Genomic DNA, 19,755 nt, shown 5'->3' on the forward strand with positions numbered 1-19,755 from the left:
TTGAGAGCACAATTGCAGCAAGCGCCGGCATCGGTCAGACGAAAGTCGATCACCGCTTCACCCGCCTTCGTCTATGTGCTGGTCTCGCCACTCTTTTTGATTTTGCTGGCTTATGTCATCTATCCGTTGTTTGAAACGTTCGTCGCCAGCATCCATGTCGACGAGCAGATTACGTGGAAAAACTACACGCGCTTCTTCAGCCTGGAGCATACCGCCAATCTGGAGGCGCTGTGGACGAGTGTGTACATCTCCGTGCTCAGCGTCATCACTTGCGGAATCGTCGGCGTGACGATGGCGTTTTTGCTGGAGCGCTACGAGTTTCCGGGACGAAAAATTCTTTCGGTGCTGGCGCTCGTCCCGATGGCTTTGCCTCCGTTGATCGGCGTTCTGTCTTTTACTTTTTTGTACGGCGAGAGCGGCATCTTCCCGCGCGCGATCAAGGAGCTGTTCGGGCTGGCCCAGGTGCCGTTTTCGCTCAAAGGCATCTGGGGCGTCGTCGTCGTTCATACGTTCACGATGTACACGTACTTTTTCATGACCGCGACCGCCGCGATCAAAGGGCTTGACCCGTCTTTGGAGGAAGCGGCCGCGAGTCTGGGCGCCAACCGCTTTACCGTATGGCGCCGCATCATTTTGCCGATGCTCACGCCGGCGATGGTTGCCTCTTCGCTACTCGTGTTCATGATTTCCATGGCTTCGTACACCGCACCGCTCATCTTCGGCATCGACCGGACGATGACGATGCAAATCTATTTGTCCCGCACCAATGGCGACCTCGACATGGCTGCGGCGCAGTCGACGATTTTGTCGATCGTCTCGATCGCGTTTCTGTTAATCATGCGCTGGTATCAGGGCGCGCGCAACTATCAAAACTTGAGCAAAGGCGTCAGCGTGCACCGGACGGAAATCAAGAGCAAAGCCGGGCGTTACGCCACGATTGTGCTGTCCTTCATCGGCACGGTCATTTTGATGCTGCCGATTCTCGTGCTGGTGCTCATCTCCTTTTCGGTGGATGGAACCTGGACGGTGCAAATATTGCCTCCGCAGTACACGCTGGAGCATTACGTAGACTTGTTTACCGACAGCAAGACGTGGCGTCCGATTGTCAACAGCTTGCAGTTGTCGGCGATTGCGTCGATCGGGATTGTCCTGTTCGGCGTGGCGGCGGCTTACGCCATGGTGCGCCTGAAGTTCCGCGGAAAGACGCTGCTGGATGTGCTGATTATGCTGCCGTGGGCTTTGCCGGGCACAGTTGTCGCGGTGAACCTGATCGCGGCGTTCAGCGAGCCGACCGTGTTCAGCTTTGGGCAAGTCTTGATCGGAACATTCTGGATTATTCCGCTCGCCTATTTTGTCCGCCACCTGCCGCTCGTCTTCCGGTCCACCTCGGCGACCTTGATGCAGATGGACCCGTCCGTCGAGGAAGCGGCGCGCAACCTGGGCGCATCGTGGTGGTACAGCTTCAGGCGGGTCGTGTTTCCGATGGCGTTGGGCGGAATCCTCGCCGGAACGCTGCTGGCGTTCGTGCAGTGTATCGGGGAATTTGTCGCCTCGATCCTGATCTTTACCCCGCGGACGACGCCGCTATCCGTCGCCATTTTCCAGCGCATGTACAGCTTCGAATTCGGCACTGCCTGCGCCTATGGCGTTTTGCAAATCGTCGTCATCATCCTCGTGCTGTTCATCTCTAGCAAGCTGACCAAAGACAAGGCCGGTACAGCGATCTAGCGAAAAGCGCTGTGCGCAAACGGCTTTTGTGGCAAGTCTCGTGGCATCACACGCTACCTGGCGAAAAAGGAGGCGCTTCACGTGGAGTGCAGCGAATCAAGGCCCGACCTACAATTACCGTGCTCCCGCCTATTCCTTGACGCTGACTCCTTCAGCCGTCGTGCGCAACACGCTGCATACGGAGCAGCCTATTCCGGTAAAAGTAACATTGAAGCAGTATCGGCCAGGTAGCACGACGGCAAAAGTCTCGCTTGTCGTACCGGAAGGCTGGATGGCAGAACCGGAGTGTATCGACGTGCCGTTTGCTTTTCGCGGCGAAACGAGGACGATTGCGTTTACGGTGCAGACGGGACCACAGGTCGAAAACGGCAAGTACGAAGTTTTCGCGCAAGTAACCCGGCCGGACGGCGCGGCAGAGAGTGCCCGGGACGTCCAGGTGATCGAGTATCCGCATGTCGGCCGGACGTATTTTATCCGCCCGACGAAGCTTACCGTCCAGGCTTTCAACTTGGCGATCCCCGAAAATCGGCGGATTGGCTACGTCGCAAGCGGCTTTGACAGCATGGACAAATATTTGCGCGCAGTCGGCGTGCATTGTCTCAACCTCGACGCAGACGAGATCCAGTCGGGCGATTTGTCCCGCTACGACACGATTGTGCTCGGCATTCGCGCTTACGGCTTCCGCAGGGAGCTGATCGAGAACAATCATCGTCTCTTGCAATATGTAGAAAACGGCGGCAATCTCGTCGTGCAGTACCACAAGCCCGAGGACAAGTGGAAGCCCAGCCTCGCGCCGTACCCGATCTTCATCGGCGAATCGCTGATCGACTGGCGGGTCACCAATGAACAGTCAGACGTCCGCATGCTCGCGCCCGAACACCCGATGTTTTGCGAGCCGAATCGGATCACCCAGGCAGACTGGGACGGCTGGGTGCATACAATCCTTCGCGCTGGGGCAGCGAATACACGGAGCTGATCGCCACCAGCGATCCGGGCGAGCCGGAGTTTCGCGGCATTTTTTTGACCGCCCGCTATGGTAAAGGCATCTACACCTACAGCTCTCTCGCCTGGTTCCGCGAGATTCTGCAGCTTGTGCCAGGGGCGTTCCGCCTGTTCGCAACATGATTAGCCAGAAGCAGTAAGCCCAAAAGGCCATTCGTCTGAACAGCTCCAATCTATCGGGGGTCGATCCATGGCAGCAGCAACGAAGCACTCGCGTACAGACCGCCATGATTGATATAGACATCAATCGTAAAAGGGAATGGAGGAGAGTTCATTGAGGAAGGGGAAACTTGCCAAGCTTTACACGATTGCGGCCGCGGCCGCGCTTGCCACCAGTCTGGTCATCCCGCTGGCGCCGCAGACTGCGCACGCCGATCGGGGAGTCGTCGACCTGTGGAAAGCGATCAAGCCGCTCACCACGATTGCCAGCGCGATGAATACCGGAGCCCATCCGGACGACGAGCACAGTGCCATGCTCGCCTATTTGTCGCTCGGCAAAGGGGTAGACACATCCAGTGTCATCGCCAACCGTGGTGAAGGAGGACAAAACGAGATTGGCAGCGAGCTGGGCAACGCGCTGGGGATCATTCGTACCCGCGAATTGCAGGAAGCTTCCAAAATCACGAACATCCATCTGGAGAACCTCAGCGAGAAGATTGACGACCCCATTTTCGACTTCGGCTTTTCCAAAAGCCCTGACGAAACGTTGGAAAAGTGGGGCGAGGATGTCGCTTACGAAAGGCTGATCCGCAAAATCCGCACCCTGAGACCCGATGTCGTGATTCCCGCATTTTTGAACGAACCTTCGACTCACGGCCATCATCGCGCGATTAACGTCATGACCGTTCGGGCATTCAAGGATGCCGCAGATCCAAACGTTTTCCCCGAGCAGTTGAAAGAAGGTCTGTCCCCGTGGCAGGTGAAAAAGCTGTATGTGCCCGCCCAGGAAAAAGACTACTCCGTGAGTGTCCCTGTCGGAGCCTACGACGAGATTTACGGCGCTTCCTACGTACAACTGGGCGAAGAGTCCCGCTTCATGCACAAGAGCCAGGGCATGGGCCGCCACTATGACGAAGGGCCGAGCTTCAGCTACTACAAGCTGGATCAGTCCATCGTCGAGACGAAGGCCAAGGAAGCCGACTTTTTCGCAGGCATCGCCTACACCTTCGACGATTTGGCCAAAGAAACGGCCAGTCAGTCCGGCGGCGAAAAAGTCGCCAATGAATTGAAAAAGCTGCAAAAAGACGCAGAAGAAGTCATTGCCGCCTACCCGAGCTTTGCCGCGGTAGCCAAGGAAGCGCACGAAATGCTCGCTGACGTGCAAAAAGCGCTGCGCGATGTCGAGTCGTCCTCGCTTCCCGCCGCTGCCAAAACGGATTTGCTCCACCGTCTGGGCGTAAAGCAGGCGCAACTGAACAAGGCGAGTGCAGAAGCGCTCTCGCTCGTGACAAAAGTGAAGCCGGAGACGAATGAGCTGGTCGCAGGCCAAACGACAAAAGTCACAGTGAGCGCGTACAACGGCGGCCAGGCCAAGGTGAACAACGTGAAGTTGGCGCTGAACGTACCGAAAGGCTGGCAGGCGAGGGCGCTTTCCGCCACCAGCTTCCCGTCGCTCGGCTACAACCAGACGGTGAAAACGACCTATGAAGTAACGGTGCCTGGCCATGCGGAGTTGTTCCAGCCGTACGCAGCTCCGGCCATCACGGCGGATGTCAGCTACAGCTTTGCAGGCTCGACAGCAAACAGCCATGTGCTGCCAGCCGATGCGGTCGCGGTGCTCCCGGCATTCGCCATGACGCTCGATCCGAACGCAACCGTGCTGAACACGCTGAAGCCGCAAGATCCGATTCCGGTGAAAGTGACAGTGAAAAACTACAATCCGGGTGCGGCCCAGACGAGCATTTCGCTGGAAGCGCCGGAAGGGTGGAGCGTTGAGCCGAAAGCGGCGCCGCTCGCCTTTGACGCCAAAGGAGAAACGAAGTCGGTAGCCTTTACAATCAAAGCGTCCGCTTCCGTCAAGCCGGCTCCTTACACGATTACGGCGGTGGCAGCAGGCGGCGGAAAAGAAAGCCGTCACGGGGCGCAAGTCATCCGTTACCCGCACATCGGCACGACGTATTTCGTACAGCCAGCGACACTCAACGTTCAGGCGTTTGACCTGAAAGTTCCAGCGGGACTCAAGGTCGGGTATGTTTCCAGCGGCTTTGACAACATCGATCAGTATTTGTCCCAGTTGGGCGTCGATGTGACGAACCTGACGGCCAAAGACATCGAATCCGGCGACCTCGGCCAGTACGACACGATTGTGCTGGGCATCCGCGCCTACGGCTTCCGGCCAGAGCTGATTCCGAGCAACGCCCGTTTGCTGAAATACGTAGAAAACGGCGGCAACCTCGTCGTGCAATACCACAAGCCGGAAGACAAGTGGAAGCCGGAGCTGGCGCCGTATCCGATCAAGATCGGCACGCCGCTGATCCAGTGGCGCGTCACGGACGAAAATTCGCCGGTGACGATGCTCGCACCGGATCACGCCTTGTTCAACACGCCGAATAAAATAACCGAAGAAGACTGGAACAACTGGATTCAGGACCGCTCGGCCTACAACCCGTCCGAGTGGGGCAAGGAATACACCGAGCTGATCGCAAACGGCGATCCGGGAGAAAAAGAGTTTACGGGCACATTCCTCACCGCCAAGTACGGAAAAGGAACGTACACGTACAGCTCGCTGGTCTGGTACCGCGAAATTCCTTCGCTCGTGCCGGGAGCGATCCGCATGTTCGTCAACATGGTCAGCTTGCAGCAGTAGCTGCGCGCCGCTTTGCCAAAATAATAGCGCTTTGCCTGGGAAGAGCGAGACGACCGGGAGCGGTCGTCTCCTAGGCCCGAGGTGAAAAATGGGCTCTGCCGAGGGCGAGAGGCACACGAAATCAAGCAGAGAGACACGAATCCGTCGCAGAAAAATGAGTAGCTGAACAATCGGCAGGGAAGGAGATGCGAGTAGGATGGATTACAGAGAACGCATATTTTTGCAGGAGGGAGCCAGTTTCCCCGGGAAGACGTACGTAGAGGCGGTTTTGGAGCCGGCATTCAACGAGGCCAAACACCACCTGTTGCAGCCGATGATGGCGATCAACAAGGCGCATCTAATCATGCTGCGCGAGACGGAATTGATTACAGACGACGAGGCCAAGCAGATTGCCCGCGCGCTCTGCGGGATTGAGCCGGAAGAGTTGCGTCGCTCGGCCTATACCGGGCAGTTTGAAGATTTGTTCTTTCAGGTAGAGAGCCGTTTGCTGGAGCTGGCCCCTGATGTGGCTGGCAACCTGCACCTGGCCCGCAGCCGCAATGACATGGGGATCACGATCTACCGCATGGTGCTGCGCGAAAAATTGCTGGTGACGATCGCATCTGCCCTCTATCTGAAAGAGCATTTGCTCCTCTTTGCGCAAGAACACGCCGAGACGGTCATGATCGGTTATACGCATACCCAGCAGGCGCAGCCAACGACCATGGCGCATTACATCATGGCGGCGACAGACCTGCTTGGCCGCGATATCAAGCGGCTGATCCAGGCGTATCAGACAGTCAACCGTTCCCCGATGGGGGCCGCCGCCCTGACGACCTCCGGCTTTGCCATCAGCCGCGAGCGGATGCGCGAACTGCTCGGCTTTGACGAACTGGTGGAAAATTCGTATGACGCCGTCTGCGGCGCGGATTACTTGGGCGAGGTGGCGACGGCGGTACAACTGGCTGCGATCAACCTGGGGCGCACAGTCCAGGATATGCTGCTCTGGTGCACGCAGGAGTTTGGCGCGCTGAAAGTCGCAAGCCCGTACGTGCAGATCAGCTCGATCATGCCGCAAAAACGCAATCCGGTTTCGTTTGAACATATGCGCTCGCTGTTGTCCAGCAGCGCCGGAAATGCAACGACTGTGTTGACGATGATGCACAACACGCCGTTTGGCGACATCGTCGACACCGAAGACGACATGCAGCCGTACGCCTGGAAAAGCATGGCCGTGCTGGAGCAGATGTACCGCCTGATGGCGTGCGTCGTCGGGACGATGGAAGTCAACAAGGACGTTTTGCTGGAACGAGCCAAAGGCAGCTTCGCAACCGTGACGGAGCTTGCGGATACACTGGTGCGCACAGATCGCCTCTCGTTCCGCAAGGCGCATCACATCGTGAGCCGCGTGGTCAAGGAAGCGACCAGCGCCAACCTTTTGGCCAACCAGATCAGCCTTGCGCTGGTCAACCGTGCGGCGGTGGACGTGATTGGACGAGAGCTGTCGATTACGGCAGAAGAGTTGCGACTGGCACTCGATCCGGTGCACTTTGTCATGATCCGCAAGCTGCCGGGCGGCCCGAATCCGGAAGAAATCAAGCGGCAAATCGCTGAGCGCAGAGCCGTTCTCCAGCAGGAAAACGCATGGCTTGTCGCGAAAAAACAAGCCTGCACAGATGTAATGAACAGGCTCGACCAGATGACAGCCGAATGGAGTGTGGGGTAATGGCAGTGGTGCGAATACCTCTTCTGGCAGTGGACGGAGGGGGCACCAAATGCTTGGCGGTGCTCGCGGACCGAGCGGCAAGAGAAGTCGGCCAAGGCCGTTCTGGCTCTTGCAATTATCAAGGAATCGGAGAAGAAGCGGCTGCTCGCGAGCTGGTCGCAGCGATTCGCCAGGCGATGGAGGATGCGGCAGGGCGCGGCACCTTGCCCCCGTTTGTCTCGGAACAGGGCGCAGGCGAGCTGGAATGGGAAGTGGACTGCGCCGTTTTCGGGATCGCAGGTCTGGACACGGAGCACGATCGGCGGGTGATCTCGCAAATGGTGAGTAAAGTGCTCGATCAGCTCGGCATTCGCGTCCACCAACTCATCGTGGAAAACGACGGGTTTGCCGCCTTGCTCGGCGCAACTGGCGGCAAGCCGGGCATCCTCGTCATCGCCGGGACAGGTTCCATCGCCTTTGGCGTCAACGAGGCGCAGGAAACGGCACGCGCCGGAGGCTGGGGCCATCGGGTCGGCGACGAGGGAAGCGGCTACTGGATCGGCAAGCAGGCGATCATGGCTGTGCTGCGGGCAGCAGACGGCCGCGGCGAGCCGACGCTTTTGAAGGAGCTGCTACTCCCGCACGTAGGGCTTGCGCGCGTCGACGAGCTGTTCAATTGGACCTACAGCGAGCACTATTCCGTAGAAAAAGTAGGCGAGCTGTCTCCTTTGGTCAGCCAGGCGGCGCTCGCGGGAGATCAGGTGGCAGCGCACATTTTGCAGGTGGCGGGCGAAGAGTTGTTTGCTGCGGCTCGCGCTGTCATTGAGGCGCTGGACATGAAGACGAAGCCGTTTCAGATGATTATGCAGGGCGGCGTCCTGCAAAACGACGATCGCGTCCGCAAAATCGTCGTGGAGCACGTCCAGCGCTACGCTGCCCAGGTCGTCATCGAAAACGCGCAAAACGAACCGATCTACGGTGTCATAGCAAAAGGATTGGCGTATTTGGAGCGTCAATCCGGCAGCAAGTGAGGTGCCTGAAATGAAAAAAGTGATGGTCGTTTTTCCCCACCCGGATGACGAATCGTTCGCCTGCGGGGGAACACTGGCCAAATGCAAGGCAAAAGGCCAGGAGACGCGCCTATTGTGCATTACGTCCGGCTGCAAGGGGCGCTCCGGACCGTTTGCGATTGAATGCAGGGAAAAGCTGGCCCGTCACCGGGAGCAGGAGCTGGCAAAGGCGGCGGAAGTGCTCGGCATCAAGCGCCTTGATTTGCTCCGCTATGCAGACGGCTCCCTGCAACATGCCGATCTGCACGAGCTGACCGCCAAAATTCGCGACGCAATCGTGGAGTGGAAGCCTAACGTCGTCATCACGTTTCCGCCAGACGGCGTGACAGGCCACCCCGATCACATTGTCACCTGCAAAGCGACGACGCTGGCTGTCGCGCAGGCAGAGGAGCAGCTTGCTTGCGGGGAATATCCGGATTTGTACTACGTCTCGATCCCGCATTACTACGACCATTGCCCGGATCGCGGCCCCGAGCCTGCTGTTCCCATCACCGGCAAAGTAGACATCACCGACTACCGGACGCAAAAAGGGGAAGCGCTGCGCGCCCACCAAAGCCAGGTCTATTCCGTCAACCGCGCCTATCCGGGCGTCATCGACGGCGATTTTTCGGTCATCGGCTGCTACGAGTATTACACGCTCGTCCGCTCGGCGGGCCAGCGAATCGAGCCAGTCCGGGGGACGAATGGCATTCCGGTAATGGAGCTGTAGAGCGGCTTTGCCCGCTCGTCCCGCAATCCGCAAGAACATGTCTGTTTATCCAGCGGCTGTTTTCCGTCATTGGGCGGAAGCAGCCGCTTTTTTCAACCGTACATGTGACGGCGAATCTAGCTCAGCCATTTGATAGACTGCTTTCATCGGGCATATAATGAGGAGAGAAAAGGTTATTTTGCTTGAGCGCCTGATGAAGAGAAGAGGTGGCTTCTTATCGCGAATCCGACAAAAGGGCAAAAAGACAAAAAAGTTCTGAGATATATCAAGGCGTACAGGGAAATTTTGAACATGATCGAAAACGGCCTTTATCCTGAAAACAGCAAACTTCCGTCCGAATCAGAATTGTCCCACATGCGTGGCATCAGCCGGATGACTTTGCGGCAGGCGCTTTTGCTGCTTCAGGAAGACAGGTATATCGTCATGCGTCTCGGCTCCGGCAGCTATGTCAGCAAGGTGCCCAGCGAAAAACGTGCAGGACTGGAAAAAAAAGACAAACCCGGTCTATACAAGCTCGCAGTATGGCAGCAACGGGCTTGAAAGCAGGGAACTTGCATGCAAAGGGCTTGACCCAAGAAAGGAGCGGCAGCGATGAATTTTTTCCTCACTCTCTTTTCCAAATACAAATGCCTGATCTATACGGCGTTTGGCCACGAGCAATATTTGCAAATCGTGCACAAGCTGTCTGCCCACGGAGTGCGGTTTCGGACCCGTTCGCATTCATATGGAAGCAATTATTTCGGTGACAGTGCGGGCATGCTTCCCCGCGACAATCGGACGCAGTACGATATTTACGTCAAAAAAGAAGACGTGGCCAAGGCTCATCAGGCGATTCATGCAAGGTGAGGCGTCCGTTCTGATGGCTCCCCAGCCGCGCTCGCTAGACGAGTTCGAAGCTAAGGCCGAGCGGGCAATCCATGCAAGGTGAGGCGCCCAGGTCTTCCGGCGCAACTCGCCCCGCTTTCTATACGAATCGGCGAGCCATTATATATAATGAAATGGGAAATTTGTGCAAGCGAAAGAGAGCGAGGAGGAAACAGACGTGTCCGTAGTAGAAGCACTCAAAGAGAGAAGAGCCGTCCGCAACTATATTCCAAAAGAAGTCGAGACTGAAAAAATCAAGGCCTTGCTGGATTGCGCCGTATTGGCGCCGAATGACCGCTTGCGTCAGCCGTGGCATTTTTACGTCATCCGCGGAGAGGCGAAGCAACGGTTTGAGGCGATCGCCAAGGAGTTTTTGCTGGAGCGCTTTCCAACCAAGCCGAATCTCGTTCAGGATTCTTTGGCCGTTTTGGAAAAAACGCCGCTCGTTATCGTCGTGACAGCCGATGTGATTCCGGGCGACGAAGCTTCGTCGGAAGACAACGAGTACGCGGTGTGCTGCGCGATTCATTCCATGTGGCTCGCTGCCCGGGAGCTCGGGCTGGGCATGGTGTGGCGCACGCGAGGCGTAGGACTGGTGCGTGACGAGCGCCTGATGCAATTCCTCGGCTCGCCAGAAAACAAAAAGGTCGTAGGCACGCTGTTCATCGGCTATCCGGAAGCGGATGCGCCTGTGACAAGCCGCGTCGCTGCGGAAGACAAGACGACCTGGCTGTAAAAGATGTAAAATACACCGGAAAACATGCGGCAACAGAAACGATCCATGCATAAGGCCACAGGCAGCTACAGGCTTCCTTTTGCTTGCGACAGGCACTGTGCTCGCCTGGGCATTCGGCCTGCAAGATCGGGCCGCGATTGCTGCTTCCATGCAGTCGTTTGGCTTCAATCCGCCGACGGTGCACATTGACAGCCTGATTCAAGGGATTCCGCACGCGCTGCCGTACTTGGCTTCTGCTGTACCGCTCGGGCTGGCCAACTATATTTTTGACCTGGAAAACATCGAGAGTGCGCATGCCGCAGGGGACGAGTACAAGACGAGACAGATCATGCTCGCCAACGGCATTTCCTCGATCATCGGCTGCTTCTGCGGCAACCCGTACCCGGTCACGGTCTACGTCGGACATGCCGGCTGGAAGTCGCTCGGCGCAGGAATCGGCTACACGGTCGCGACAGGCTTGTCGATGTTCCTTATTTCCCTGTTCGGGATCGGCGCCTTTTTGCTCGCGGTCATCCCGGTGGCGGCGATCGTGCCGATTCTCGTCTACATCGGAATCGTCACGGCGAATCAGGTCGTGCGCGAGACGCCGAAGCTGGAAGTTCCGGTCATTTTCACTTGCATGTTCCCGTGGATCGCAAACTGGGCGCTGACCTTGACCAACAACGTGCTGTCTGCCGCCGGAACGACAGGCGCACAGGTCGGGGCTGCCGTCATGGCGAACAAAGGCGTGTACTACAACGGCCTGGTTCACCTCGGCAACGGCGCGCCGATCAGCAGCATGGTCTGGGGTTGCATCGCGATTTTTGCGATTACGGACAAGCCGTTGCGCGGCGCTGTCGCTGGTGCTGCGGGGGCGATTTTGTCCGTGTTCGGCATCATCCACTCCCCGACTGTCGGCTTCGCGCTGGAGCCGTCCATGCAGTTCGTCTACTCGTACCTGATGGTCGCCGCTATTTTCGTCGGCAAGTACATGATGGACAAAAACGCGCCGCACGCCCAACTGCAACAAACAGACGCAAAAGCTTGACCGTCCCGTCCGAAAAGCGAAGAAAGCCATGATCTGAAACAACTAGATCATGGCTTTCTTTTTTGCAGTGGATCAGTCGTCGCGGCCGCCGCGAACCGTTACAATCAGTCGGTCGCCGGGACGAAGCGTGAGCCGGAAAGTCCGCCTGCGGCGTTGTCTGGCGTTGTGCCGTCTTTTGCTGCTCATTGGAAATCCCCCCTTGCTCTTTCGTTACCATACTTTATGCGAGCGACAGCGAGGTGCTTGGACAAGTGGCGTAGGGAGCTTGACCATTTTTGCGGACGAGGGGGCGATTTGGCGTGTGCTATGGTACGCAACGCGGCTGGCTTTTTTTGTTCACGCGGCCAGCAAAAGTATAGTAGACTTGGATCATACTGGAAAAGGAAGAGAGGGGCGCTGGCATGAACAAGCACCGCGTCTTGCTGCTGGGGGCAAGCGGTTATTTGGGGGCGCAGATTTGGCAGGAGCTGCGGCGGATTGGCACGTACGAGATCGTCGGGACGTACTGTTCCTCGCCAGCTTCAGATGCTGGCCTGGTGCAGATGGATGTGACCGATTCCGCGGCGTTTGCGGCATTGCTCGATGAGTTTGCGCCGGATGTCGCCATCTGGGCGCTGATGAGTACCGCCGATGAGCAGGCCATGATCGCAGCAGGCATGGAGACCTTGCTCGGCCGTTTGCCGGCAAAGAGCAGGCTGATTTACCTATCCACAGACGGCGTTTTCGGGCAAGGGACAGGCTCTTTTGCGGAGGACGATCAGCCTGTGCTATTGGACGAGCGAAATCCGCTGGCAGGCTATTCGCATGCAAAATGGTTCGGAGAGACGCTCATCCGCGAGCGGCACGATCAGCACGTCATCGCCCGCATTGGGCCGATCTACGGCTGCAATTCCCGTGGCAGGTGGGACAAAAGAATCGCGGCGATTCGCCAGGAGCTGGAGGCTGGCCGTGAAGTCGTGCGCACGGGCAATTTGTACAAGACGTTTCTCCACGTGCAGGACGCGGGCCGAGCGATTGCGGAATTGGCGGGCAACCCGTACGTCGGGACATTGCATCTCGGCCCTGCGCAAAAAGAAAGCTATTATTCGTTTGCGCGTAAAATGGCTGCCGCGCTGGGGCTTGATGCCGCTGCCGTAAAAGAAGATCGCCTGGACGATACAGAAGCAAGGGCAAAAGGCATTCCGCTGGACACTTCGCTGGATACGAGCAGGGCGCGGGAGATTTTGCACACGCGTTTTCGGCAGGTGGGCGCAGAAGGGACGGCGAGCGGGATGCCGCTGCGGGGAGAAGGGGCTGTTCGTTGAACCTCGGTTTTCTTATGGGCAGTCGTCCGGAAAAATAACTCGCTACGGAATTTCCTCAAAATGAACGCCGCCAAACCGATGCTCGCTATTCGTCAATTCCTTTTGCAACATAACCAGATGATAGCAGTAGTCGGTTTTGCTCGAGCGCAACCAATCGGTATGCGTAGCTGTTTCCGTAATTCGCGAAACCAGTATAAACCAAGCCCACAAGGAGGTAGCGCTATGAAAACTATCGGACTGATCGGCGGCATGAGTTGGGAGTCGTCGCTCGTTTACTACCGTCTGCTGAACGAAACGGTCAAGGAAAAGCTGGGCGGGCTGCACTCCGCCAAAACGATCCTCTACTCCGTCGATTTTGCCGAGATCGAGGAAATGCAGCGCGAAGGACGCTGGGCAGAAGCGGGCGAGCGCATGGCGCAGGCGGCGCAGGGTCTGGAGGCGGCGGGGGCTGAACGGCCTGCTCAGCGCAGAGGTCTACTTTTTGGGCGGCAGGGTGAACGCCAAACATTACCGCGTTGGCGGTCCGTTTGCCGAGAAGATGATGAAGTCGTTTTACGTCGACAAAGCGTTTCTTTCCATGGATGGCGTGCTGCTGCACAAGGGCCTGACCTGCTATGACCCGGAGCGGGCTGAGCTGGCCAAGCATTTTATCGAAAATGCCAATGAGAGCATCGTGCTGGCCGACCATTCCAAAGTCGGGATCAGCACTTTGTGCAAAGTGGCGGACCTCAAGGAAATTGACATGGTCATTAGCGATGCGGCCGCCCCGGAGGAATGGAACGAAGAGTTGCAGGCGAAGGGTGTCACTTGGCTGGTGGCAAAAGAGCTGTAGGCGGGCACCAGCGAAAAAACGAATGAAACACGAACAGGCCGGATTGCTCCGTGGGGGAATCCGGCTTTTTGCGTTTTGTCCAAAAAGAGGCGCGAAAGCCGGGGCGCTGTCGCGAGTTTGGACAAAAAATAGTGGAGAACGTGCATTGTTTGTCCTCATGGAAGCACATAAGATGATGAAAAAGCTTGTGAGAATGATAATCATCATAAGCTCATCAGCAGCAAAAGAAGAGAGGGTAAAACATGGGGAGAAATCGTCGGAAAATCGTATTCGCGTGGCTGGCAGTTTTGCTGATCGCAATGGCAGGACTCGCCGCGTGCGGGGAAAAAGCGCCGGAACAGCAGGCTGCAGGCACAGACAGCGGGCAGCAGCCAGCCGAGCAACAGCCAGCGGCCAGCAAGGAAGCATCGGCAGAAACGAGAGTCGTCCAAGATGCGTACGGTGACGTCACGATTCCGGCTCATCCGCAGCGAGTGGCGGCCATTTATCAGGAAGACTTTTTGCTGGCCCTGGGCGTGACGCCGATCGTCCAATGGTACCACCCGGCATGGGGCAAACAAGATTACCTTGGCCTGGATGTGCCGCCGTTTGACATTACAGGCAGCATGGAGGCGCTGATTGCCGCCAACCCTGACCTGATTATCGTCGACGGAGGAGCGGATAAAGAGAAATACGAGCAGTACAGCAAGGGAGCGCCTACCTATAAACTGCGGACGAGCTGCGCAACGACACGATTGGCCGCCTGAAAAAGATCGCCGACCTGTTGGGCATCCCGGAAAAAGGATTCCCCGGAAAACAAAGAGGCGCTGAAAATTCTCCAGGACCCGCTCTGGCAATCCGTCCCGGCGGTGAAAAAAGGGCATGTGTACCAGATGAACCGGACGCACTGGCAATCTGGCGCGATCATTGCCAATATGATGAAAGCAGACGATCTTATCAACACGTTCGTCAAGTAAAGCCAGCCGTTGTCTAGGCGAGCTGGGAGCCAGGCAGAAAGAGGGTGGCCCGGGGCAGATGAAACTGCGTCTCGGGCCGCCTTCTTCGCTTTTTTCCATTTTCCACAAGCGGCATTCGCCGTAGCCGAACCTGCTCTTTTGCTTGGCAAATCCCGTTTGTCCCCGTATAATATATAATGATAATCATTCTCATGTTATGGGTGAGGATATGCACACTAACGGGACGAAGAAACAACTGTACCCATCAGCGATTTGCGTGCTGACGGGCATGGAACGAGGGGTTCTTGCATCGCATTCTTGCCAGGACAGCACGGAATCGAATGATTTTACCATGATCGTGACCACGGATGGACTAGGCGTCCTGCAAGTCGACCAATCCCGCTTTCGTCTTGGAAAAGAAAGCTGCTGGATCGCCGCGCCGGGCCAGCGTGTGCAAATTTGCGCCGCTGAGCGGGAACTCGAATACTATCGTTTGCCGCCCAAAACAAGCTGTCCCGCAGTCTGAAAGGACAGACGGTGGCGTTTTTGCGCATTTTGCCAGACAAGATCATCGTGGAGAAGACGTACACGGCTCCCGTGATGTTTGAGGATTTGCGCATGCAGCCGCACCCGCTGGTCAAAGCGCTTTCAATCGCCGAAGCAAGGGCAGGGGTGTCGCGGGAGTGGCTCGCCTCGCTTGACGCCGACCACATTTTTTACTCGTTCGACAAGTGGCACGAAGCGGACGAAGGCGCGGAAAAGCGGCTGATCGACCAACCTGTCTGGCAGTCTCTGCGAGCCGTACGCAACAACTGTGCGTACGAGGTCGATTTCATCACCTGGATGAATCACGGAATCATTGCCAACGGGAAAAAAATTGACGAGATTCTCAGCGTGTTGGCCTAGAGAGTTGGGAAATGTTTCAATCGTACAAAAAAGACCTCTCTTTTGTCCATTGACACCTTTTTCGTCAATCGCCTAAAATCCTACTATGATAATAAGAATCAATTTCAGATTTTTGCCGGAAGGGAAGGAGAAAGCGTCGTTCAGTGCATTTACATAATGAATGGAAAAGGTGGCTAGCATGGGTCAACAGGTACAATCTCTGAAACAAGGAGCCCAATCGAAAGCGGAACAGTTTCGTTCGCGTCCGTGGGCAGCAACGCTGATCCTGACGGGCGGGGTCTTTGCATTGATATTCGGCATGTTTCTGTCCGTATCATTCGGGGCAGCAGACATCCGGTTTTCTGTCGTTTGGGATGCCATTTTTCATTTTAATCCAGATATTACTCAGCACCAGATTATTCAGGAGATACGTCTTCCCCGCTTACTCGGGGGCGCGATGGTCGGAGCCAGCTTCGCTGTTGCTGGCGCGATCATGCAAGGGATGACGCGCAACCCGCTGGCAGACTCCGGCTTGCTCGGGCTAAATGCCGGGGCGGGCTTCGTGATTGCGCTCTGCTTCGCGTTTTTTCCGGGATTGCCGTTCATGTACTTGATTTTGTACGGCTTTTTGGGCGCAGGCGTCGGCGCAGGATTGGTTTACGGGATCGGCTCGATGGCCAAAGGCGGGCTGACCCCTGTGCGGCTCGTGCTTGCCGGGGCGGCGCTCAGCGCGCTTTTGTCCGCGCTCAGCGAAGGGATTGCGCTGTACTTTAAAATCGGCCAAGACCTGGCTTTCTGGTACGCAGGCGGGGTAGCCGGAACGAAATGGTTCCAGTTGAAAGTGATGTTCCCCTGGATTGCGGCTGCCATCCTGGGGGCGATTGTTTTGTCCCGTTCGATTACGATGCTCAGTCTCGGCGAGGAGATCGCCAAAGGGCTGGGGCAGCGAACGGCGCTTGTCAAGCTGGCGGGTACCGTCATCGTTTTGATTTTGGCAGGCTCGGCCGTTGCGGTTGTAGGCGCGGTTGGCTTTGTCGGCCTGATTATTCCTCACTTGACCCGCTATCTCGTCGGGGTCGACTATCGCTGGATTATTCCATGCTCGGCCGTTTTGGGCGCCTTGCTCGTCGTCTTTGCCGACCTGGCCGCGCGAATGGTGAATCCGCCGTACGAAACACCTCTGGGAGCACTTATTGCGCTGATTGGCGTTCCGTTCTTCCTTTACCTCGCACGTAAAGAAAGAAGGGAGATGTAGATATGCAACCAGCTACGGCTCATTTCGATGCCCGCAAGCGCAGCAGGGGCATCCTCGTCATGACCATTTTGTCCGTGCTCATCCTGATCGCTTTCATCATCAGTATGAACACGGGATACATCCGTCTGTCGCCTATGGATCTGCTCATGACCTTGTTCGGGGCGGGTACAGAGAAGCAAAACCTGATTTTGTTTGATTTCCGTTTGCCGCGCATCGTCATTTCGATTTTGATCGGCGCTGGTCTGGCGGTTTCCGGCTGCATCATTCAAGGGATTTCCCGCAACGCTTTGGCCGACCCGGGGATTTTGGGGATCAACTCCGGCGCGGGCTTGATGGTCATGCTGTTCATTTCGTTCTATCCGTCGACGGCTGCCGCGCCTGTATTTTTGCTGCCGGTATTGGCTTTGGTGGGCGCGAGCCTGACGGCGGCACTGATTTTCGTTCTTTCCTATCAGCGGCACAAAGGCTTGTCGCCGATTCGCATCTTGCTGACCGGGATCGCGGTCGCTGCGGGCATGAGCGCGGCGATGATCGTGCTGACGCTCAAGCTGAGCCCGGACAAATACCAGTTCGTAGCCACCTGGCTTGCCGGAAGCATCTGGGGGACCAACTGGAAGTTCGTCCTGTCGCTCTTGCCGTGGATCGTCGTCCTGCTGCCTTTCGTCTTTTACAAGGCGCGGGTGATGAACGTCCTCAATCTGGGAGAGGAGCTGTCGATCGGCCTTGGCGCTCCGGTGGCGAGAGAGCAGCTCAAGCTGTTGGCCGCTTCGGTCGGACTTGCCGCATCGTGCGTAGCGGTCAGCGGCGGTATCGGCTTCGTCGGCCTGATTGGCCCGCACCTCGCCCGCAGGCTTGTCGGGCCGAAGCACGAGATGCTGCTGCCTACTTCTGCGTTGACAGGGGCGCTTCTGGTCATCGTCGCCGACACGATCGGACGCTGGATTTTGCAGCCGTCCGAGATTCCGACCGGGATCGTGGTCGCTGTCATCGGGGCTCCGTACTTCTTGTACTTGCTTGCCCGTTCGAAGGCGTAGAGAAAAGAGAGAGTCTGTCACTGCGGGGGGAGAGATATGAGGAACTGTGGGAGGTGGCCAGACGAGCGCAGTTGGAAGAGATGATCCGTTCCATGCCGGACGGGCTGGACACGCTGATCGGGGAGCGGGGAGTCAAGCTGTCCGGCGGTCAAAAGCAGCGTCTGTCCATCGCGCGGATGTTTTTGAAAAACCCTCCGATACTCATTCTCGATGAAGCGACCTCCGCTCTCGACACCGAGACGGAAGCGGCGATTCAGCAGGCTTTGGCGGAGCTTTCCCAAGGGCGTACAACGCTCGTGATCGCTCACCGCCTGGCGACGATCAAAAACGCAGACCGGATCATTGTCGTCGCCGACCAGGGAATTGTCGAGCAAGGGCATCACGACGAGCTTTTGCAGACGAAAGGCGTGTACAGCAGGCTGCACCAGGCGCAGTTCGGCTCGTAAGCGGGCAACTGCGTACACCTGGGCGCGGCAGCTTCGCTCTCCAGCGAAAACGAGCGAAAACGAATAAGGCCAAAAAAAGTGGCGAGCGTATCTTTCGAACCAGTGGTTTCGGGAGGTGCGCTCGCTTTTTTGATGGGCGACTGCGCTGTGTCCAGTCGGTCGGCCCCGCCTGGTAGGACAAGCGTTTCGGCCAGTTACGCCGGGCTGTTCTGTGCAAAAGAAACCGCCAGTCTCTCCTTTCGCGGTTGGTAATGCGCAGTTTGGTTGTATAATGGTGGTAGCAGAAAGGGTTTTCAGACAGCTTGGCTAACGGCAAGAAGAGGGGAGCCAGCAATCGTTCAGGGACGGGACAGGAAGGAGTGATGAGCGTGATCGACCGACTGGACCATCTGGTTTTGACTGTCCGTGATCTGGAAGCAACCTGCCAGTTTTACGAGCGCGTGCTTGGTATGCAGGTTGTAACTTTTGACAATGGCAGGCGGGCATTGCACTTTGGACAGCAAAAAATCAACCTTCATCTGGCAGGACGCGAATTTGAGCCGAAAGCGCGGCACCCGCAACCTGGCTCTGCCGACATATGCCTGATCGCAGCAGTGCCACTGGAACAAGTCATCGAGAAAATAACCGCATGTGGAGTCGAGATCGAGGCGGGGCCTGTACAGCGGACGGGGGCTACCGGACCGATTCGCTCTGTCTACGTGCGCGACCCGGATCAAAACCTCATTGAAGTGGCGGAGTATGCGCAAGCTGCTGATCTGTTGGCGAAGGAAGCGGCCGTCCAGGCAATTTCCGACGTGCTCAAGCAGCGCGAGCCGGGGATCATGGGCGCACAGCAAGCAGGGGTGTTTGGCATTTTGCTCCCGTTGGTGAAAATGGACGACGGCAAGCTCGGGGTCTTGTTTGAAAAGCGGGCCAGCACGATGCGCAGACAGGCGAACGAAATTTGTTTTCCCGGCGGCCGCGCAGAGGAAGGCGACGCGTCGAGGTGGGCGACGGCGCGCCGGGAGACGAGCGAGGAGCTGGGCGTGCCGTTAGAGAAGATTCACTACGTCGGCGAGCTGGATCGGCTGATCGGGCCGGGACATGCCGCTATTTACCCGTTTGTAGGCTACGTGGAGGGGATCGCGGACATGAAGCCGAATCCCGACGAGGTCGGCGAGGTGTTCGTCATCGCGCTTGAGCGGCTGGCTGCCGCCGAGCCTTCCACGTACACCTCAGCGCTTGTCACCGAGCCGGAGGAAGACTTTCCTTACCATCTGATTCCCGGCGGCAAACGGTATCCGTGGCGCACAGGCACGGTCGAGCATCTGTTTTACGAGCTGGACGGACGAGTCATCTGGGGACTGACTGCCCGTGTGCTGGCGCATTTTCTCGAACGGCTGCAAAGCGAGGGCTGGTCTCGCAAGTAAAAAAGCAACAGACAAAGGGAGTGGATGAA

Annotated in this window: 16 protein-coding genes and 4 pseudogenes; all 20 read left to right on the forward strand. The window is 57.2% G+C overall.

Annotated features, from left to right (window positions below; genetic code table 11):
- The 20 genes and pseudogenes from M655_RS06945 (at position 1) to M655_RS07040 (ending at position 19,726) form a co-directional block, all read left to right on the forward strand.
- Positions 1–1,728, forward strand: coding sequence for an ABC transporter permease (locus tag M655_RS06945; RefSeq protein ID WP_005828560.1), 1,728 nt, complete (start codon positions 1–3; stop codon positions 1,726–1,728).
- A gap of 124 nt (positions 1,729–1,852) precedes the next feature.
- Positions 1,853–2,870, forward strand: a pseudogene (locus tag M655_RS06950) (hypothetical protein); the annotation flags it as partial.
- A gap of 134 nt (positions 2,871–3,004) precedes the next feature.
- Positions 3,005–5,536, forward strand: a complete 2,532-nt coding sequence (locus M655_RS06955) for an NEW3 domain-containing protein (RefSeq protein ID WP_026557801.1) — start codon at positions 3,005–3,007, stop codon at positions 5,534–5,536.
- Positions 5,537–5,732: 196 nt separating this feature from the next.
- A complete protein-coding gene (gene argH / locus M655_RS06960) occupies positions 5,733–7,241 on the forward strand; it encodes an argininosuccinate lyase (RefSeq protein ID WP_005828556.1) in 1,509 nt (502 codons plus the stop codon).
- Positions 7,241–8,251, forward strand: coding sequence for an N-acetylglucosamine kinase (locus tag M655_RS06965; RefSeq protein WP_005828553.1), 1,011 nt, complete (start codon positions 7,241–7,243; stop codon positions 8,249–8,251). Before argH ends, M655_RS06965 begins: the two co-directional genes overlap by 1 nt.
- Before the next feature lie 10 nt (positions 8,252–8,261).
- Entirely contained in the window at positions 8,262–8,999 is a 738-nt protein-coding gene (locus tag M655_RS06970) for a PIG-L deacetylase family protein (RefSeq protein WP_005828552.1), read from the forward strand.
- 291 nt (positions 9,000–9,290) lie between these two features.
- Positions 9,291–9,539 carry a GntR family transcriptional regulator gene (locus M655_RS06975; RefSeq protein ID WP_005828549.1) on the forward strand — a complete coding sequence of 83 codons (249 nt, stop codon included), beginning with the start codon at positions 9,291–9,293 and terminating at the stop codon, positions 9,537–9,539.
- A 51-nt stretch (positions 9,540–9,590) separates the two neighbouring features.
- Positions 9,591–9,845, forward strand: a complete 255-nt coding sequence (locus tag M655_RS06980; RefSeq protein WP_005828547.1) for a hypothetical protein — start codon at positions 9,591–9,593, stop codon at positions 9,843–9,845.
- A 196-nt stretch (positions 9,846–10,041) separates the two neighbouring features.
- Positions 10,042–10,599: a nitroreductase family protein gene (locus M655_RS06985; RefSeq protein WP_005828545.1), complete on the forward strand. Its 558-nt coding sequence runs from the start codon at positions 10,042–10,044 to the stop codon at positions 10,597–10,599.
- A gap of 79 nt (positions 10,600–10,678) precedes the next feature.
- Positions 10,679–11,626 (forward strand): hypothetical protein, encoded by a 948-nt coding sequence (locus M655_RS06990; protein ID WP_005828543.1) that lies wholly within the window; start codon positions 10,679–10,681, stop codon positions 11,624–11,626.
- Positions 11,627–12,027: 401 nt separating this feature from the next.
- Positions 12,028–12,930, forward strand: a complete 903-nt coding sequence (locus M655_RS06995; RefSeq protein WP_005828541.1) for a sugar nucleotide-binding protein — start codon at positions 12,028–12,030, stop codon at positions 12,928–12,930.
- Positions 12,931–13,152: 222 nt separating this feature from the next.
- A pseudogene (locus M655_RS07000) lies at positions 13,153–13,383 on the forward strand (aspartate/glutamate racemase family protein); the annotation flags it as partial.
- Positions 13,384–13,423: 40 nt separating this feature from the next.
- Positions 13,424–13,762, forward strand: coding sequence for a DeoR/GlpR family DNA-binding transcription regulator (locus M655_RS07005; RefSeq protein WP_237716684.1), 339 nt, complete (start codon positions 13,424–13,426; stop codon positions 13,760–13,762).
- A 242-nt stretch (positions 13,763–14,004) separates the two neighbouring features.
- Positions 14,005–14,718: pseudogene (locus tag M655_RS07010) on the forward strand (ABC transporter substrate-binding protein).
- A gap of 208 nt (positions 14,719–14,926) precedes the next feature.
- Positions 14,927–15,223 carry a hypothetical protein gene (locus M655_RS07015; RefSeq protein ID WP_005831508.1) on the forward strand — a complete coding sequence of 99 codons (297 nt, stop codon included), beginning with the start codon at positions 14,927–14,929 and terminating at the stop codon, positions 15,221–15,223.
- An 11-nt stretch (positions 15,224–15,234) separates the two neighbouring features.
- Entirely contained in the window at positions 15,235–15,603 is a 369-nt protein-coding gene (locus M655_RS07020) for an ABC transporter substrate-binding protein (RefSeq protein WP_007785880.1), read from the forward strand.
- Positions 15,604–15,781: 178 nt separating this feature from the next.
- The gene (locus M655_RS07025) at positions 15,782–16,837 is read left to right on the forward strand and encodes a FecCD family ABC transporter permease (protein WP_007785882.1); all 1,056 of its coding nucleotides are present in this window, start codon (positions 15,782–15,784) and stop codon (positions 16,835–16,837) included.
- A gap of 2 nt (positions 16,838–16,839) precedes the next feature.
- Positions 16,840–17,871, forward strand: a complete 1,032-nt coding sequence (locus M655_RS07030) for a FecCD family ABC transporter permease (protein WP_005831516.1) — start codon at positions 16,840–16,842, stop codon at positions 17,869–17,871.
- Between the two features lie 38 nt (positions 17,872–17,909).
- Positions 17,910–18,317, forward strand: a pseudogene (locus tag M655_RS07035) (ATP-binding cassette domain-containing protein); the annotation flags it as partial.
- Between the two features lie 368 nt (positions 18,318–18,685).
- On the forward strand, positions 18,686–19,726 hold the full coding sequence (locus M655_RS07040; RefSeq protein WP_025844532.1) for a VOC family protein: 1,041 nt from the start codon (positions 18,686–18,688) through the stop codon (positions 19,724–19,726).
- Positions 19,727–19,755: the final 29 nt, after the last annotated feature.

Origin of the sequence: Brevibacillus sp. NSP2.1 (assembly GCF_000470975.2) — a bacterium.
Taxonomy (GTDB): domain Bacteria; phylum Bacillota; class Bacilli; order Brevibacillales; family Brevibacillaceae; genus Brevibacillus; species Brevibacillus agri.

Excerpts from the sequence above, each read along its gene's own strand:
- M655_RS06965 (WP_005828553.1), top strand. The coding sequence starts at position 7,241 with ATGGCAGTGGTGCGAATACCTCTTCTGGCAGTGGACGGAGGGGGCACC.
- M655_RS07015 (WP_005831508.1), top strand. The coding sequence starts at position 14,927 with ATGCACACTAACGGGACGAAGAAACAACTGTACCCATCAGCGATTTGC.
- M655_RS06980 (WP_005828547.1), top strand. The coding sequence starts at position 9,591 with ATGAATTTTTTCCTCACTCTCTTTTCCAAATACAAATGCCTGATCTAT.
- argH (WP_005828556.1), top strand. The coding sequence starts at position 5,733 with ATGGATTACAGAGAACGCATATTTTTGCAGGAGGGAGCCAGTTTCCCC.
- M655_RS06995 (WP_005828541.1), top strand. The coding sequence starts at position 12,028 with ATGAACAAGCACCGCGTCTTGCTGCTGGGGGCAAGCGGTTATTTGGGG.
- M655_RS07030 (WP_005831516.1), top strand. The coding sequence starts at position 16,840 with ATGCAACCAGCTACGGCTCATTTCGATGCCCGCAAGCGCAGCAGGGGC.
- M655_RS06975 (WP_005828549.1), top strand. The coding sequence starts at position 9,291 with ATGATCGAAAACGGCCTTTATCCTGAAAACAGCAAACTTCCGTCCGAA.
- M655_RS07025 (WP_007785882.1), top strand. The coding sequence starts at position 15,782 with ATGGGTCAACAGGTACAATCTCTGAAACAAGGAGCCCAATCGAAAGCG.
- M655_RS06970 (WP_005828552.1), top strand. The coding sequence starts at position 8,262 with ATGAAAAAAGTGATGGTCGTTTTTCCCCACCCGGATGACGAATCGTTC.